A 15,801-nucleotide genomic window follows, 5' to 3' on the forward strand; every position below is an offset into this window, starting at 1 on the left:
CATGGACACCACAAGATTCCTAATCCGAGGGCCGCGCGTTCGAATCGCGCCGGGGTCACCATCGCCACCCGAGGTGGGCGATCAGGTAAGACATCGTCACCATGGCCGGCACGGCGAGCGAGCGGCCGAATGACCAAGGCCCTAATTCTTTGCCTCGGGCGGGACCACGGGCAGCGGTAGCGCGGCGACCGGTACGCCTTCATCGGCCAGCGCCTTCGCCTGAGCGCGCGTCGCCTGGCCGTGGATGGTGGCGTGCGCCTCCTCGCCGGCATGCATTGCGCGGGCACGGTCGGGGAAGGCCGCGCCGACCCAGGTCGACTTCTCCAGCGCCTTTGCCTGTTCGGCGGCGAGCTTCGCCATGAACGCCTTCACCGCGGCAGGCGGCGGGCCGGCGTTGCCCTTGGTCGGGACAGCGGGCGCCATTGCCGCTTTCTCGATGGCGCTGTCCCCGCACAAGGGGCAAGCGACCTGTTTGGCCGCGCGTTGTTCGTCATAGGCCGCGCCGCTCGCGAACCATGCCTCGAAGACATGGCCGGTGCCGCAGCGGAGGTCGAAGACGATCATGCGGTTGCAACCGGCGGGATCGGCCGCCGGTGCTTCAGCACGGGTATGCGCGCGCGGACATCGACGAGGCGCGCGGGATCGAGATCGACGAAGGCGAGGCCCGTCGTCTCACCCATGTCGACCAGCACCTCGCCCCACGGGTCGATCGCCAGCGAATGGCCGTAGGTCGCGCGCCCGTCCGCGTGTTCGCCGGTCTGCGCCGCCGCGATTACGAAGCAGCCCGCCTCGATCGCGCGGGCGCGGAGCAGCACGTGCCAGTGCGCCGCGCCGGTCGGACGGGTGAAGGCGGCGGGCACCGCCAGCACCGTCGCACCGGCATAGCTCAACGCTCGGTAGAGGTCGGGAAAGCGCAGGTCATAGCAGATCGACAGCCCGAGCCGCCCGACCGGGGTATCGACCACCGCCGCCGTCTTGCCCGGGGCATAGGCGGCGGACTCGCGCCAACTCTCACCCGTCGGCAGATCGACGTCGAACAGATGCAGCTTGTCGTAGCGCACCCGGATGGCACCGGTCGCATCGATCACGAAGCTGCGATTGGCGAGGCGGTCATCACACCGCACCGCCAGCGATCCTAGATGCACCCAAAGGCCCGCCCGTGCCGCCGCCTCGCGCACCGTCGCGAGCACACGGTCGTCACCCTCCGCGACGATCGAGGTCGCCGCGCGCGCGCGATCGCGATCGATCAAGCCGCTCATCTCGGGCGTGAACAGCATCGCCGCCCCCTCCCCCGCCGCGCGTCCGATCGCGTCCGCCAGCGTCTGCCCGTTGACGGCCGGGTCGATGCCGCTCGTCATCTGGAGCAGGGCCGCCTTCATGCGGCAAGCAGCGGGTCGAGGCCTCCCTGGCGGTCGAGCGCGGCCAGGTCGTCGGACCCGCCGATATGGCGATCGCCGATGAAAACCTGCGGCACCGTGGTACGCCCGCTCGCACGACCGATCATCTCCTGCCGCTGTGCGCCGCCGAAGGTGATGTCATATTCGGTCGGAGTCACGCCCTTGTCGGCCAGCAGCCGCATCGCGCGGGTGCAATAGGGACAGAATGCCTTGGTATAGATCTCGACCTTCGCCATGGCGATGAAGTGAGGTGACGACCTCGCAAAGTCAATCGCTTGCGGTGCCGCCATCCTCACGCAGCACGCGCGCCCAGCACAGCACGGTCACCCCCGCCGCGCCCGCGTCGAGCAACGCGTCGGCGCAGGCGGTGGTGGTGGCGCCGCTGGTATGGATGTCGTCGACCAGCACGATGCGCGCGCCCGCCACCCGTGCCTGCCCGGCGGGCGTCACCGCGAAAGCGCCGCGCACCACCTCTCGCCGTATGCGGCCGTTCATGCCGCGCAGCACCGGCGTCGCGCGCGTTCGGATCAGCGCGTCGGTGGCAAAAGGCAGGCCGTCGCCCGCCAATGCCGCCGCGATCAGCCCGGCCTGCTTATACCCGCGCTGCCACAAGCGTCGGCGGTGCAGCGGCACCGGGACCAGCAGATCGGCCCCGGCGGGCAAGTGTCGCCGCATCAGCGCCGCCATCGTCGTCGCCGCCCCCATGCGGCCGCCATATTTCAGCTTGAGCGCGAGCCGCCGCGCTACACCGCCATAAGCCACCGCCGCGCGTACGCCGTCGTGCCGCGGCGGTCGGGTCAGGCAATTCTCGCAGCGTAGGCCCGCTACGGCCGCGACGTCGAACGGCGTGTTGCACCCCATGCACCAGGGCGGGCCGATGAAGTGCAGGCTGCCCCAACAGGCGGCACAGAACCGCCCCTGCGCCTCGACCGGCACCGCACAGCCGCCGCAGCGGGGCGGGAGCGCGTAGTCGAGCAGGTGACGAAGGGCGTGTCGCACCCCCGCTTGTCACGCGCCCGCCCACGCCGCACAAGGCCCGCGTGACCGCGCCCGCCATCTTCGACCGCGCCGCCCGGCGGCAGCGGCGGGACCGGGCGCAGGCTGGTTATGCGGAACACGATTTCTTGCGTGCGGCGATGCTCGACGGCATCCTCGAGCGGCTGGACGCGGTGCGACGCGCGTTCGGCGAGGTGCTGGACCTCGGCTGTTTCGACGGTGCGTTCGCGCTGCCCGACGCCCGAATCGCGCGCGTCGATCCCGGTTTTCGTTTCGCGCTCGCTGCCGGCGGGGTGCAGGGCGACGAGGACCGGCTGCCCTTCGCCGATGCAAGTTTCGACCTGGTGGTGAGCGCAGGCGTGCTCGATCAGGTCGACGACCTGCCCGGCGCGCTGACGCTGATCCGCCGCGTGCTTCGCCCCGATGGCCTGTTCCTCGGCGCGTTCGTCGGTGCCGGGTCGCTGTCGACCATGCGGGCGGCGTGGCGCTCGGCGGAGTCGGCGCAACCGGCCGCGCGTTTTCACCCGCAGGTCGACGTGCGCGCGGCCGGCGACCTGCTGGTCCGCGCGGGCTTTGCGCTACCGGTCGCCGACGTTGAGCCGCTGCCGGTGCGCTACGGCAGCATGGGGCGGCTGATCGACGACCTGCGCGGTATCGCGGCGGGCAACCTGCTCGCCGCGCGCACGCCGATAACGCGCGCCACGCTGGGTGCGGCCGCACGGGCGTTCGCCGCCGCCGCCGACCCCGACGGGCGCATCGCAGAGCGATTCAATGTGATCTACCTCACCGGCTGGGCACCCGATGCGTCGCAGCCCAAGCCGGCGAGGCGGGGCAGCGCCACCGCGTCGCTCGCCGCCGCGTTGCGCCCGGACGGCTAGGCGATCACGCCGCCGTCCTCGTCGCGTGCCAAAATTCGACCCATCGCGTCGAACAGCGCGTCCATCGCGACCGGCTTGAACAAGACCTCGTCGGCACCCGCCGCCAGACAGCGAGTGCGGAGATCCGGGGCGGTGTCGGCGGTAACGACGATCACCGGCACCCGCGCCTTCGCGTCGTCGCGGCTGCGAACCTGCGCCAGCACCTCAAGTCCATCCATGCCGGGCATCCTGAGATCGAGCAAGACGACCGCATAGTCGTCGGCATCGATCATCGCGAGGCCGGTCGGCCCGTCCTCCGCCTCCGCCATCGCCGCGCCCGCCACGTCGAGCATGTCGCGGACGACGCGGCGGTTCATCGGGTCGTCCTCAATGAAGAGGACGTTCATCGGCCGAAGGGAGTCAGGCGAAACATTGCACTGCGTTTATCTACTTATGCTGCCTGGGACACAAGCCGGTCGGGCGAATAAACTGTATGAGGCGGGTACATCACCTTGACGAGCGCGGCACCGGCGATCGGTTTGACTATGACGCGATCGACACCGAGCGCGAGCAGCGCATCGCGTTCGGGCGTCGTCGCAACCGGCCAGAGCAGCGAGATCGGGACGCTGCCCGTCGTCGCAACGATCGCCCCGATGAAGCCCGGTGCATCGCCGCTGGCACGCGCGGTAGCGTCGTCGATCAGGACCTGAGTCACCTCGTTCGCTCCCAAGACTGCCGCTACTTCGGCGATCGTTCCGGCAAAGGCGACGTTCCCCCAATGTGGCGTGAACAACGTCCGGAACATCGCACGCGCGATCGGATTGCGGTCGACGATCAGGAGAGTAGCGGCGGTCGACGCGGCGTCGACGGGCGGCTGAACGGCGGCTTCGCGCAGCGGCAGGGTAACGGTAAAGGTCGAACCCTGCCCTGGAACACTGGCCAGCGACACCTCACCGCCCATCGCCTCGATCAGATTGCGGCAGATCGACAGGCCAAGGCCGGTGCCGCCGAACCGCCGCGTCGTGCTGGTATCGGCCTGCCGGAACGACTCGAACACCGTCGCGTGCTGCGACGGATCGATCCCGATGCCGGTGTCGACGACCTTGATCCGCACGCCGCCGTCGATCCCTTCGGCGACCACAGCGATCGACCCCTGGGCAGTGAATTTGAGCGCGTTGGAGAGGAGATTGAACAGCACCTGCCGAACACGCGCTACATCGCCTTCGACATGACGAGGGCAACGGTCGAGATCGACCGTAAACGCCAGCCCCTTGGCGCGGGCCTGTTCCGTCCACAACACCGTCACGTCGCGCAGCGTCGCCGTCAGGTCGAACGGCGCGCACTCGAGACCCAAATTACCGGTCTCCATCTTGGCGACGTCCAGAATGTCGTCGACCAGCGCGCGCATCGTCACACCGGCACCATGCACCACCGTCAGCCGGTCGCGGGTCGCGGCGTTCAGGCCGGTGTCGGCCAGCATCACCTGGGTCATCCCGAGGATACCGTTCAGCGGCGTGCGGATCTCGTGGCTGGTGGTCGCCAAGAACTCGGTCTTGGCGGCCAGCGCCTTGCCGAGCGCACCGTTGGTGACGGCGAGATCGGCGTTGACGCTGCGAACCTGATCGCGGCTGCGGCGCAGCACGACGATACCGGCGGCGAGCAGCGCCATGATGACTAGCCCGGCCCCGCCGCCGAGCAACAACAGCGTTCGCTCGGCTCGCGCCCGTTGCAAGGCGTCGTCCGCGACGCGCAGGCGTTCGGCATCGCGCAACCGCGCGATCTTCGTCTCCTGATTAGCCGAGTCGAAACGCGCGGACATGAGCGCGCTGCTGGTTTCCGTCGCCAGCTTGGTCGACTCGTCGTCCAGCCGCTTCAGCGCCGTCAGATGTGCCAGCGCCTTAGCGTTCTGGTGCAGCGCGCTGAACACGTCATAGGCCGTCTTATGTGCCTCGCGCATGATCGGCGTCGTGGTCGCAAGATCGACGTCAACGAATGCCCGGTCGATCAGCTCGGCCGCGTCGTCGGCCCTGCCGTGCTGTAGGGCCGCCTGAGCCGCGACCGCCCACAGGATGCTGTCGTCGCCGCCGGCTCGCGCCGAGAGCCGGCGCGCGCTGCGGATCTGGTCGTCAGCGACCGCGAGCCGGCCGAGCAAGAGGTTGTTACGCGCGCGGTTCCGCAGCAGCATTTCCTCGAACTGAGGGCTCCTGATCTGCGAACTTAGCCTGGCCGCCGCCGCGAACGCGACATCGGCCTCTTTATAGCGACCGGCGCGCTGTAGAATCACCCCCCGATTGTTCTGGATCGACCATGCCAGCTTCGGATCGGCCTGGTACGCGTCCAGCGCCTCGCGAAGATAGCGTAACGCCGAGCCGTAATCTTTTGCGTCCTTGTACAGCGTCGACAAGCAGACAAGGGAGATCGCCTGGCTCCGGGCATCGCCGACCCGGACGAAGATAGTATGAGCCTGCTGCAGGTCGGCCAACGCCGCCGCGACTTCCGCACGTTCGCCGTGGACGCTGCCGCTGGTCAAAAGGATGTCCCCTTCCAGCTTCGACCCCGGTGAGCTTGCGCGCACCAGCCGTAACGCCGTGGCGATCAGCGGACTTGCGCCCACTGAATCATCCAATCTGTAGCGAGCTTCCCCTCGCAGCCAATAAGCCGTCGCACGCGCCTTCGCTTGATCACGGGCGCGTGGAAACTGCGCAGCGATCGTTTCGCCCGCCGTGGCAATGCGCTCGACGTTGTGGGGATCGGAGAGCATCGCCGCGCGGGCATCGGCGACGGTCGCGTCAAAACGAGCCTGGACGGTCGGCGCGGCGTTTGCCGATGAGACGCCAAGGTTCAGCGTCCACAAGATCGCGCAGAAGAGACCGGATCGGCGCACCGCGATCAGTTCCGCGCCCGCACCGCCGCCAGCCGCTCGAACGGGGAGGGCGGGGCTATGGCGAGCGCGAGATGGCTGTCATCGCGAAGAAACGCGAGCAGCGCCTCTAACGCCAATGGCCGGCTGATGAGAAAACCCTGGACGAGATCACATCCCATAACCGTGAGCAGCGCGAGACTCGCGGCCGTTTCGACGCCCTCCGCGACGACCTCCATCTCCAACGCGTGCGCCAGGTCGATCGTCGACCTGACGATCAAGGGATCGCGATGCGAGCTGGTCAGCTTGGTCACGAACAGCTTGTCGATTTTCAGCTCGGTCGCCGGCAGTTGCTTCAAGTACGCCAAGCTGGACAGCCCGGCACCATAATCGTCGATGGTAATCGCCACGCCGATGTCGGCTAGCCGCTGCAGGTGTCGGATCGCGCCTTGCGGATCCTTGATGACCGAAGTCTCGGTGATCTCCATTCCCAGGCGAGCCCCGCCGTCTCGAACCAGATCAATCACTTGGGTAACGAAGGCGTCGTCCGACAGCAGCACCCCGGCCATGTTGACGTAGACGGGCAGGTCATATCCATTCCGGATCAGCGTCTTCTGGTCGGCAATTACCCGGCGCAACGTCCATAGCGTCATGGCGGCAATGTCGCCGGTGCGTTCCGCCTGAGGAATGAAGTCGTTGGGCAGGACCAGGCCCCGGCGGGGATGGTGCCATCGCACCAGGGCTTCGACTCCGGCGATCTTCTGCTGGCGGACGTGGAGTTTGGGTTGATATTGGACGAACAATTCGTCGCGCGCGACGGCGGCCTGCAACTCGCGCCCGATCTGCGCGTCATCCGCCGCGACCGGTGCGGCGGCTGCCGGTGCCTGCGCGAGACGCGCGTCGGCGAGGGCGCGTTCGGCCTGCTCGATCAGTCGCACGTCATCCGCGGCTATCGCCGGCACGCAGGCGCCACCAACGATAAGCGTCACCATGTGCGGCTCGCCGTCGAGCATCATGGGCTGGCCAAAACCGCGGTGGATCGTAGCGATCGCGGTGTCCAGCGCACCGGCCAGGCCGCACGCGAAACTCAACTCCACCAGATTGCGCCCGGCCGTGGCGATACAGGCATCGGGCAGCAGGTCCGCGAGCCGTTCCGCGACGTCGAGCATCAGAAGATCCGCGCGCGGCACGCCGATCGCGCGGCGCACCGCGGCGAAGTTCGCGGCCTCGACGAGCAATAGATGACGGAACTCCGCGCCCGGCGTCACGGGGGCGGTTGGTTCCAACAAAGAGGGTCCGGCGTCGACGCTCATGGCTGTTGCGCCTAAGACCGGATCTTGAAGATAACTTTAAGGATGCGCGTTCGTATCGCCGCCGCAACGTTGCGGTAACCCTAACCATCTGTTAATGCCGCTCCGCATCTCGACAGGGGTGCTCAACGGGAGAATAGCGATGTTGAAGTTTCTTCTCGCTCTGCTGCAGGGCGACAGCGCCAAGCCCTGGTAGCTTCGGGCACGGTCCGACCATCATATATCTGATTTGACAAGAAAATTGACGACCGGACCGATCGAAGCCGCCGCCTAACCGCGGCGGCTTCTTTATGTGCGCTACGGTGCGGGCAATCGGCCCTACGCCGCAACCCGATCCGCAGACGCCGCTCGGCCGGAAAAAATCATCGCATCGTCCACCGACCCGAACTTCAACGCCATCACGTCGAGCGCGTAGTTCTGGTTCAATTTCCACGGCTTGCGATGACCCTGTTTGGGCAGGCGATCTGCGGAGCGCTGGATGTACCCCGAAGAAAAATTGACGAACGCCTCCTCTTGCAGGGTGGGGTCGTCGTTATGTGGCGTTGCGATCGGCTTGCCGCGTCTCTTCATCGTGTTGAGCAAGCGGCAAACATATTTGGCGACCAAGTCGGCTTTGAGCGTCCAGGAGGCATTCGTATAGCCAAAGGTAAAGGCCATGTTCGGGACGTCGGAGAACATCATTCCCTTGTACTGAAGCTTGCTCGCGGGGTTCACCGGCTCGCCGTCGACGGTCATCGGCACGCCGCCCATCAGCGACAGCTCCAGCCCGGTCGCGGTGACGATCACGTCAGCAGGCAGCACCTCGTTCGACGAAAGTCTGATGCCTTCGTGCACGAACGTATCGATCGTATCGGTCACCACATCCGCCCGCCCGCCCTTGATCGCCGTGAACAGATCGGCGTCGGGGACTAGGCACAGGCGCTGGTCCCAGGGGTTGTAGCGGGGGGTGAAGTGGGTTGCGATGTCGTAGTCGGGGCCGAGGTGTTCGCGTACCATGCCTAGCAATCGCGCCTTGGTCTCCTCGGGGCGCTTGCGGGTCATGCGGTAGAAGAACATGCCGAGCAGCACGTTCTTCCAGCGGGTCAGGCCATAGGCCGCCTTGCTGGGCAGCAGCTTGCGGAGGCGGTTGGCGAAGGCGTCCTCCGCCGGGCGGGACACGACATAGGTCGGCGAGCGCTGGAGCATCGTGACGCTTGCGGCGGTCTTCGCCATTTCCGGCACCAGCGTCACCGCGGTCGCGCCCGAGCCGATCACGACGACGCGCTTTCCCGTATAATCCAGGTCCTCGGGCCAGAATTGCGGATGGACGATGCGACCAGCGAAGTCCTCCGACCCCGCGAACGTCGGCGCGTAGCCCTTGTCGTAGCTGTAATAGCCCGAGCACATGCTGAGGAAATTGCAGGTGAAATCCTGACGTTCGCCGGCGCATTCGGTCGCGACGGTCCAGCGCGCGTCGGGGGTGGACCAGCTGGCCGACAGCACCTTGACGCCGAAGCGGATGTGCCGGTCGATGCCGTAGGTGCGCGCCGTCTCCACCACATAGTCGCGGATCGAAGGGCCGTCGGCGATCGCCCGGGCGGCGGTCCAGGGATGGAAGGAGAAGCCCAGCGTGTGCATGTCGCTGTCCGAGCGGATGCCGGGGTAGCGGAACAGATCCCAAGTCCCGCCCATCGCCGCGCGGGCTTCGAGGATGACATAGCTGCGGTCGGGGCAGCGGGTCTGGAGGTGGTAACCCGTGCCGACCCCGGAGATGCCGGCGCCCACCACCACTACGTCGTAATGCTCCGCCATGCCGATCCTCGCCGCTTATTCTCTGCCGGCGACCATACCCGGTTTTCTAAGCGGCGTCACGCGGGCGTCGGCGATGTGAGGTTACGGACACGTAAGTTTGCGTGAGCGATGCCTGACGCGCGTCTCCGGACGCGGCGGTCAATAGTCCTTGCTGTATTTCAGTCGCACGTCGGAGCCGCCGAACGAGCCGGTCGAGGTCAGCAGGCTAAGCGCCTTGGTCAGCGCGATCTCCAGCTGCGTGGCGGTGTAGCCGCGCGCGTCGGTCACCACCTCCACATAGATATCGTCGGTGATGTACTTGCCCGCCGCCAGCGCCGAGCCCTTGCCGCCGGTCTCGTTCGCCGAGACGATCCGCAGCCGGTCGAAGCCGGTCGCCGATCGCAGCCGGCCGAGCGGGTTCAGCCCGCCGCCGCCCGACCCACGCAGCGAGTTGAGCGCGGCGGCGAGCTGGATCGCCTCGGTCGCGGACAGGTTGGCGGGGCTGGTGCCGAACAGCAGTCGGCTGAGCACTTCGTCCTGCGGCAGGTTCGGCGTCGACGTGAAGGTGATGCGCGGCCGCTGGCCGGTGCCGGTGATGTCGATAATCGCGGTAATGCCGTTGGTGGTCGTCGTCGCCTCGATGTCGATCGCCGGATCGCTGAGCGCCCCACCGCGCAGCCGCACCTGCCCGCGCGTTACGTCGAAGCGCTTGCCCGCGAACGAATAGGCGCCCTTGACGATGTCGAGACCGCCGGAAATCTGCGGCGCGGCGGACGTGCCGCCGATCCGCAGGTCCATCCGCCACTCGCTGTCCAGCCCCATGCCCGACACGAAGATCTGGTTGGGCGCGCTGATGTGGAGGTTGAGGCGGATGAGCCCGACCGGCGCGGCGGCAGCGGGCCGGTCGCTGAACCGCGCGGCCTGGATCTCGCTGCGGCGGCGGACGCCGGTCAGCTCCGGCACTTCGGCGGCACCCTGACGGATGATGGCGTAGCGCGCCTCGGGGATTTGGAGATCGCCCTCGATCAGCCCGCCGTTCTTGCCGTTGGTGAAGTGGATCGTGCCGGTGGTCGTCGCCTCCAGCGAGTCGCTGCGCGCGAGCTGCGCGTTGTTGAGCTGCGCGCGGAAATCGATCGGGAATCCGGAATCCGCCGCCAGCCCGATCGAGCCGCTCGCCTGGACGGTGCCGTCGCCGGCACGCGCGGTCAGCTGCGTCAGCTCCAGCCGGTCGTTGGTGAAGCGGCCCACGATCTTCATCTGCGACAGTCGCGTTCCGAACGTCTCGTTGTCGTAGGTCAGATTGTCGGCGCGGATCAGGCCGTTGAGGCGCGGTGCGGCCAGCCGGCCGGAGAAGTCCGCCGCCACCGCGATCGGCCCCTGCAACGACTGTTTGGGCAACGCGGCGAGGCTGAACAGCACCGCCGACGGGCCGTTGTAGCGGATGCCACCGCCCAGCGGCGCGTTCTGCAGCCGCTGCGTCCAGCTGCCGCCGGCGCCCAGCGGCCGCATCGTCGCGAGCAGCCGCCCGACCACGGTCGGCCCGCGCCGCACCAGCGCACGCGCCTCCGCCCCGCCCGCGCCGAGCTGACCGGCGAAGACGATGTCCACCGGCTCCGACACCGCCGCCAGCCCCGAGCGCTGGAAGTTCGCGACCGTCAGCCGCGCGTCGGCGACGGGGATCGCGGTGCCCGCCTGACGATAGTCGAGGCTGCCGGTCGCCTGGCCCGAGATCCCCAATCCCGGCGCGAAGGCGGACAGGATCGAGAGGTCGAGGCGGTCGAGCCGCGCCTGCGCGGCGGTGACGCCACCGCCGAACGCGCCCGCCACCCTGACCGAGCCGCCGCCGGTGCCCTGACGATTGGCGCCGAAGTCGATCCGGGTCGGCTGCAGCCGATAGCCGCTCCGCTCGCCGACGATCCGCGCCGGGTTGGCGGTGCGGAACGGGATGCTGTTCGCCTGCCCCTGCACCGCGACGAGGTAATTGTTCGGCGCGAGCTGCGCGTTGATCGCGACGCGGAACGGCACACCCGACGACCCGGTCAGCAGCGCCTGCGCGGTGCCGCGTCCACCGACATAGTTCACCTTCGCCCGCGCCGCCTGGATCACGACGCCGTTGTAGCGCGTATCGGCTAGCTGCGCGTCGGCGACGATCTGCGGCGCGTTGGGGAACATGACGACATGCGCGTCGATCAGCGCGCGGCCGATCGCGATGTCGGCGAGCCCCGGCACCGTCGCGTTGGCGGCGCGCGCGGTCACGTCGGCGCGCTGATAGCCGCTCTGCGACGCCAGCTGGACGCGGCCGGACAGCCCCTGCCCCGCGAACCGCACCGCGCCGGCGAACGGCCCCGCCGCCGTCTGCATGACCCGGCCGGTCGCGGCGATGCCCGCGAAGACGACCCGGCGGATGTCGACCGCCAGCTGCGCGCCCGGCGTGACCAGCACGTCGGCCACGAACGGGCCGTAATTGGTGCCGCCGCTGGCGTTGACCTGATACGCGCCGCCGCGCCCGACGATGCGTGCGTTGACGTTGGCGAGGCCGACGCCCAGCCCCGGTCGCGTCGCGCGGATGCTGATGATCGGCGCGGTCGCGGTGCCCGCCACGCGCGCCAGCACCGGGCCGTATTGCGCGGAATAGGCGTCCGCCTCCACCGCCACCGCGCCCGTCGCCGGGTCGAACCGCCCCTGCCCGCGCGTGACGCGGAACTGGGGCGCGTTCATCCGCAGGCCGCTGAAGGTCACGACGCCTTCGGGCGAATAGCCGATGTCGGCGCGCACCACCGCGTTGCCGCCCAGGAAGGTGCGGACGCCGGGGTTGAACAGCTGCTGCGTCTTCGCGACGACGCGGCCGACGATGCCGAAGCCGCCATTGGGACCGGGCACCAGCTTCGCGTCGGTGGTCAGGTCGATGATGCCGATGCTCTCGACGCGATAATTGTCGATCCGCCCCTTGAGCGCGCCGGTGTAGCGGCCGGTCTGGACGTTGGCGACGACGATCGCGGTCGCATCGATGTTGTCGGAGCGGATCTTGAGGTTGTCCGACAGGATGTTGGGCATCGAGATCGCGAAGTCGCCGTCAATGCGGACGTTGTTGGCGAGCCCGCCGACCGCGGCGTTGAGCCCGGTGACGCGCCGCGCCCGCGCCGCGACCGGCACCAGGATGCGGTCCGCGTTCACCCGCGCCAGCCCTTCGGCATAGAGCTGTTCGACGCCCATCTCACCGAACGCGATGCGTGCCGCCTGGACCTTGTAGTTGACGGTCGGCGTCGCGAACGCGCCGTCGAGCACGACACGCGCGACCACGTCGCGGCCCGACAGATTGGGCAGGATCGCGCCCGGCGTCAGCAGCCGCGCGTCGACCGCGAAATTGCCGAACCGGCTGTTGGCGAGATCGAGCATGCCGCCCGCGTCCACCGCCAGCGCGCTCGACGTCAGCTTGATCCGCGTGTCGGCCTTGCGCTCGGCCAGCGTCGCGTCGATCGCGACGTCGAGTTGCGGCGAGGTCAGCCGCTCCACCGGCCCGGCGAGGTAGAGGCCGGGCCGCGTCGGCCCGCGCACCTGGATGTGCCCCGCCCGCGCGGTGACCGCGAGGTCGGCGAGCTGTCCGCCGCCCAGCGTCGCAAGCGCGCGGCCGGTCCAGCTGGCCCAGCTGCCCTTGCCCGCGACGGTCGCGGTCAGCGGCTGCGTCAGCCCGCCCATCGTCGCCACCACGCCACCGGCGGGCGCGATCAGCTTCGCGTCGATGTCGAGCTTGTTGTCGTCGGGCACCGCGTCGAGCACGAGGTGCAGCGTGTCGCCGCCCGCGACGCCGCGTGCGCGCAACGCGCCCGCATCGACGGTCAGCTGCGCGCGGCGGTCGGCGATATGCGTCTGCCCGTCGATCCGGACGATATGCGTCTGCCCGGTCACCGGCGCGGCGATCACGAAGCGGCCGATCGTCAGCTTGTTCACGTCGATGTCGAGGTCGGGCAGCGTCGGCGCGTTGGGGTCGACCGGCTCCGTCGACGGCGTGAGCGCGGGCCGCCGCTGCAACGTCACCAGCGCGGTGTCGAGGCTGCGGACGTCGACATGGTTGCGGACGAACGCGAACGGGCGCCAGTCGACCGCGAGGCGCGGCGACGTCAGGAACACGCCCTTGGGATCGGACACGCGCACGTCGGACAGCGTCATGCGGCCATACAGCGAGCCGTCGATCCGCCCGACCTTGATGTTGAGCCCCGACGCGGTGGTGTAGCCGCCGAGCTGATCCGCCACGAACCGCCGGCCCGGATCGGTGTTGATCCCGAACACGACGAGCAGCAGCAGGATCACGATCGAGGCGATCGCGATCCCGATCCATTTCAGGATGCGCTGCCACAGCGGGCGCTTCGCGGCGACCACGGCCTCGCCATCGAACTCCGGGCCATCGAACTCCGGGCCATCGAAATCCGGCTCGGCCATCAGAACGCCTGCCCGATCGAGATGTAGAGCGCGAGCTTGCCGTCGCCCTTGCGCGGGTTCAGCGGCGTCGCGGCGTCGATCCGGAACGGCCCGAAATTGGTGTAGAAACGCCCGCCGATGCCCGCGCCCAGCCGCAGGTTCGACGGCTTGGGCACGATGCCCTCATAGCTGTTGCCTGCGTCGACGAACGGCACGATCCCGAAATTGCCGAAGCGATACCGCGCCTCCGCCGCGAACTCGACCAGGCTGCGGCCGCCGATCGGATCGCCGTTGGGGTCGAACGGCCCGAGCCGCTGATAGCCATAGCCGCGCACCGACCCGCCGCCGCCGCCGTAATAGCGCCGCGACGGCGCCAGGTCGTCGCGATCGATCCCGAAGATCGCGCCCGCCCGCGCCCGGCCCGCGAGCACCAGGCTCTGGCCGATCGGGCGATAGATCGTGCCCTCCGCCATCGTGCGCGCATAGGGCCGGATGCCGCCGTTGACCGCGCCCTCCGGGCTGACGTTGAGCTTCAGGCGGTAGCCGCGCGTCGGATTCAGGAGGTCGTCAGACGTGTCCCACTGGATCTGCCCCGGCAGCGCCGCGATGCCGTAGGTGCGGCGCGTCCGCTCGCCCTCGCTGAAGCTGTAGACGCTCTCGTTCGTCCCGATCAGCTCGCCGCCATAGGAATAGGTGATCCGCTTCTGCCAGATCGGCGTCGAATCATAGCTCCACCGCGCCGACAGCGTCCCGGTGAAGGCGTTGAAGGCGTCGTAGTTGGAGCGGTTGATCGCGGCGACGGTGGTAAAGGTGCGGTCGCGGCGGCCCGCGTTGGAGCGGCGGAAGGTGCCCGACACGCCCTGCTCCTGCGTCCCCGCGACGACGCTGGCGATCAGCGCGCCTTCGGGCGGGAACAGGTTGCGGTGGGTATAGGTGCCCTCGATCCGAAAGCCCTGCCCGGTCGAATAGCCGGCCGAGCCGCCGAGCGAGCGCGGCGGGCCCTTGGTCTGGCGGACGAGCAGGTCGACGGCTTCGGTGCCGTCCGGGTTGATCCGGCCGGTCCGCTGCGGCTCGACCGCGAGCGTCGAGAACAGGCCGGTCGCGACCAGCGCGTCGCGCAGGTCGTCGGTCAGGCGGTTGTCGTAGAGCTGGCCCTGATCGAAGCGCGGGAAGACGTTGAGGTGGTCGAGCCCGAACACCGGATCGCCCTCGGTGCGGAGCTGGCCGAAGCTGGCGCGGGGGCCGGTATCGATCGGCAGCGTGTAGGCGCCGACCGGCTTGTCCGACTGATCCTCCAGCAGGATGTCGCGCTGACCCACCGTCAGGAAAGGATAGCCGTTCTGCGGCGCGATCAGCTGGAGGTTCGCCTCCGCGCCCTGCACCCGCGCCGCGTCGATCGGGTCGCCGACCTTCAACGCGAAATTGCGGGTGAGCAGGTCTGGCGGCGTCACCGGCCCGGCCTGCAACGTGATCGACGACAGCGTGTAGAGCCGTCCCGGCGTCGCGGTGACGCGCGCGATGTAGCGGACGGGCGTGCCCGGCGTCGGCGGGTTGCCCTCGACCGCGGAAACCGCGCTGGCGTCGTAATAGCCTAGGCTCTTGAGCAGCCGGATCGCCAGCGCCTCGTCCTCGGTGGCGCGCGCCTGGACCTGAACGCCGTTGGCGGCCTTGCCGCCGCCGTCGCGCAGCGCCGACAGGCTCTTCCACTGCGCCTCCAGCCCGACGTCCTTGAGCCCGACGATCTCGGTATCGTAGCGGACCTGCGGCGCGTTCTTGCCCGCAAGGTCGGCGGCGGTCTCCAGCGGGGCGGTGTCGAAGCCGGCGAGCGGCGCCAGCGGCGCGGCGAGCTGCGGGTCTTCCGGCGTGACGGGCGGCAGCGCGTCGCCGACCGCGACGGGAGCCTGCGGCGTCGCGGTGGGCAGCGGGGTCGCGCTCGCCGAGGGCATCGGCTCCAGCGGCGCGTTGATGTCGCCGGACAGCGGCGGCAGCGCGGCATTGAACTCGGCGTCGGGGACGATCGGCCCCTCTCCCTGGATCGCGTCAGCGGGCGTCGGCGTCGGCTCGGGCGTCGACGGACCGCGCGCAGGCGCGGTGCCGGGCTTCGACAGCTGCGCCAACGCCGGCTGCGTCAACACGAGCGCCAGCCCCAGCCAATAATGCCGTCGTTGTAGAACCTGAACGCGCACCAACACCCC

Annotated in this window: 11 protein-coding genes; 1 reads left to right on the plus strand and 10 read right to left on the minus strand. The window is 68.9% G+C overall.

The genetic code is table 11. From position 1 onward, the window contains the following. Positions 1-141: 141 nt before the first annotated feature. The 4 genes from ACOFKS_RS07050 to ACOFKS_RS07065 are packed head-to-tail and all read right to left on the minus strand — an operon-like array spanning position 142 to position 2,396. The gene (locus ACOFKS_RS07050; RefSeq protein WP_419808527.1) at positions 142-564 is read right to left on the minus strand and encodes a DUF1178 family protein; all 423 of its coding nucleotides are present in this window, start codon (positions 562-564) and stop codon (positions 142-144) included. After that, the gene (locus ACOFKS_RS07055; RefSeq protein WP_419808528.1) at positions 561-1,379 is read right to left on the minus strand and encodes a carbon-nitrogen hydrolase family protein; all 819 of its coding nucleotides are present in this window, start codon (positions 1,377-1,379) and stop codon (positions 561-563) included. Before ACOFKS_RS07055 ends, ACOFKS_RS07050 begins: the two co-directional genes overlap by 4 nt. Beyond that, on the minus strand, positions 1,376-1,633 hold the full coding sequence (gene grxC / locus ACOFKS_RS07060) for a glutaredoxin 3 (protein ID WP_419808529.1): 258 nt from the start codon (positions 1,631-1,633) through the stop codon (positions 1,376-1,378). The genes ACOFKS_RS07055 and grxC overlap by 4 nt, the downstream gene beginning before the upstream one ends. A gap of 31 nt (positions 1,634-1,664) precedes the next feature. Continuing rightward, a complete protein-coding gene (locus tag ACOFKS_RS07065) occupies positions 1,665-2,396 on the minus strand; it encodes a double zinc ribbon domain-containing protein (RefSeq protein ID WP_419808530.1) in 732 nt (243 codons plus the stop codon). 41 nt (positions 2,397-2,437) lie between these two features. On the opposite strand from ACOFKS_RS07065, the gene ACOFKS_RS07070 reads away from it, so the two are divergent. Further along, positions 2,438-3,271: a methyltransferase domain-containing protein gene (locus ACOFKS_RS07070; protein ID WP_419808531.1), complete on the plus strand. Its 834-nt coding sequence runs from the start codon at positions 2,438-2,440 to the stop codon at positions 3,269-3,271. Here the strand turns inward: ACOFKS_RS07070 and ACOFKS_RS07075 are convergent. From ACOFKS_RS07075 to ACOFKS_RS07100, 6 genes are all read right to left on the minus strand, one after another. After that, on the minus strand, positions 3,268-3,657 hold the full coding sequence (locus tag ACOFKS_RS07075) for a response regulator (protein WP_419808532.1): 390 nt from the start codon (positions 3,655-3,657) through the stop codon (positions 3,268-3,270). The two genes, ACOFKS_RS07070 and ACOFKS_RS07075, sit on opposite strands and share 4 nt — an antisense overlap. 44 nt (positions 3,658-3,701) lie before the next feature. After that, entirely contained in the window at positions 3,702-6,104 is a 2,403-nt protein-coding gene (locus ACOFKS_RS07080; RefSeq protein ID WP_419808533.1) for an ATP-binding protein, read from the minus strand. 35 nt (positions 6,105-6,139) lie between these two features. Further along, positions 6,140-7,423 (minus strand): EAL domain-containing protein, encoded by a 1,284-nt coding sequence (locus ACOFKS_RS07085; protein ID WP_419808534.1) that lies wholly within the window; start codon positions 7,421-7,423, stop codon positions 6,140-6,142. A 315-nt stretch (positions 7,424-7,738) separates the two neighbouring features. Beyond that, positions 7,739-9,211 carry a flavin-containing monooxygenase gene (locus ACOFKS_RS07090; protein ID WP_419808535.1) on the minus strand — a complete coding sequence of 491 codons (1,473 nt, stop codon included), beginning with the start codon at positions 9,209-9,211 and terminating at the stop codon, positions 7,739-7,741. A 138-nt stretch (positions 9,212-9,349) separates the two neighbouring features. Further along, positions 9,350-13,627: a translocation/assembly module TamB domain-containing protein gene (locus ACOFKS_RS07095; protein WP_419808536.1), complete on the minus strand. Its 4,278-nt coding sequence runs from the start codon at positions 13,625-13,627 to the stop codon at positions 9,350-9,352. After that, positions 13,627-15,714 (minus strand): autotransporter assembly complex protein TamA, encoded by a 2,088-nt coding sequence (locus tag ACOFKS_RS07100; protein ID WP_419808723.1) that lies wholly within the window; start codon positions 15,712-15,714, stop codon positions 13,627-13,629. The genes ACOFKS_RS07095 and ACOFKS_RS07100 overlap by 1 nt, the downstream gene beginning before the upstream one ends. Positions 15,715-15,801 lie beyond the last annotated feature (87 nt).

The sequence above is a fragment of the Sphingomonas sp. genome (assembly GCF_965200135.1).
In the GTDB taxonomy this organism is placed as follows: Bacteria; Pseudomonadota; Alphaproteobacteria; order Sphingomonadales; family Sphingomonadaceae; genus Sphingomonas.

Excerpts from the sequence above, each read along its gene's own strand:
- ACOFKS_RS07050 (WP_419808527.1), bottom strand. The coding sequence starts at position 564 with ATGATCGTCTTCGACCTCCGCTGCGGCACCGGCCATGTCTTCGAGGCA.
- ACOFKS_RS07055 (WP_419808528.1), bottom strand. The coding sequence starts at position 1,379 with ATGAAGGCGGCCCTGCTCCAGATGACGAGCGGCATCGACCCGGCCGTC.
- grxC (WP_419808529.1), bottom strand. The coding sequence starts at position 1,633 with ATGGCGAAGGTCGAGATCTATACCAAGGCATTCTGTCCCTATTGCACC.
- ACOFKS_RS07075 (WP_419808532.1), bottom strand. The coding sequence starts at position 3,657 with ATGAACGTCCTCTTCATTGAGGACGACCCGATGAACCGCCGCGTCGTC.
- ACOFKS_RS07085 (WP_419808534.1), bottom strand. The coding sequence starts at position 7,423 with ATGAGCGTCGACGCCGGACCCTCTTTGTTGGAACCAACCGCCCCCGTG.
- ACOFKS_RS07090 (WP_419808535.1), bottom strand. The coding sequence starts at position 9,211 with ATGGCGGAGCATTACGACGTAGTGGTGGTGGGCGCCGGCATCTCCGGG.
- ACOFKS_RS07095 (WP_419808536.1), bottom strand. The coding sequence starts at position 13,627 with ATGGCCGAGCCGGATTTCGATGGCCCGGAGTTCGATGGCCCGGAGTTC.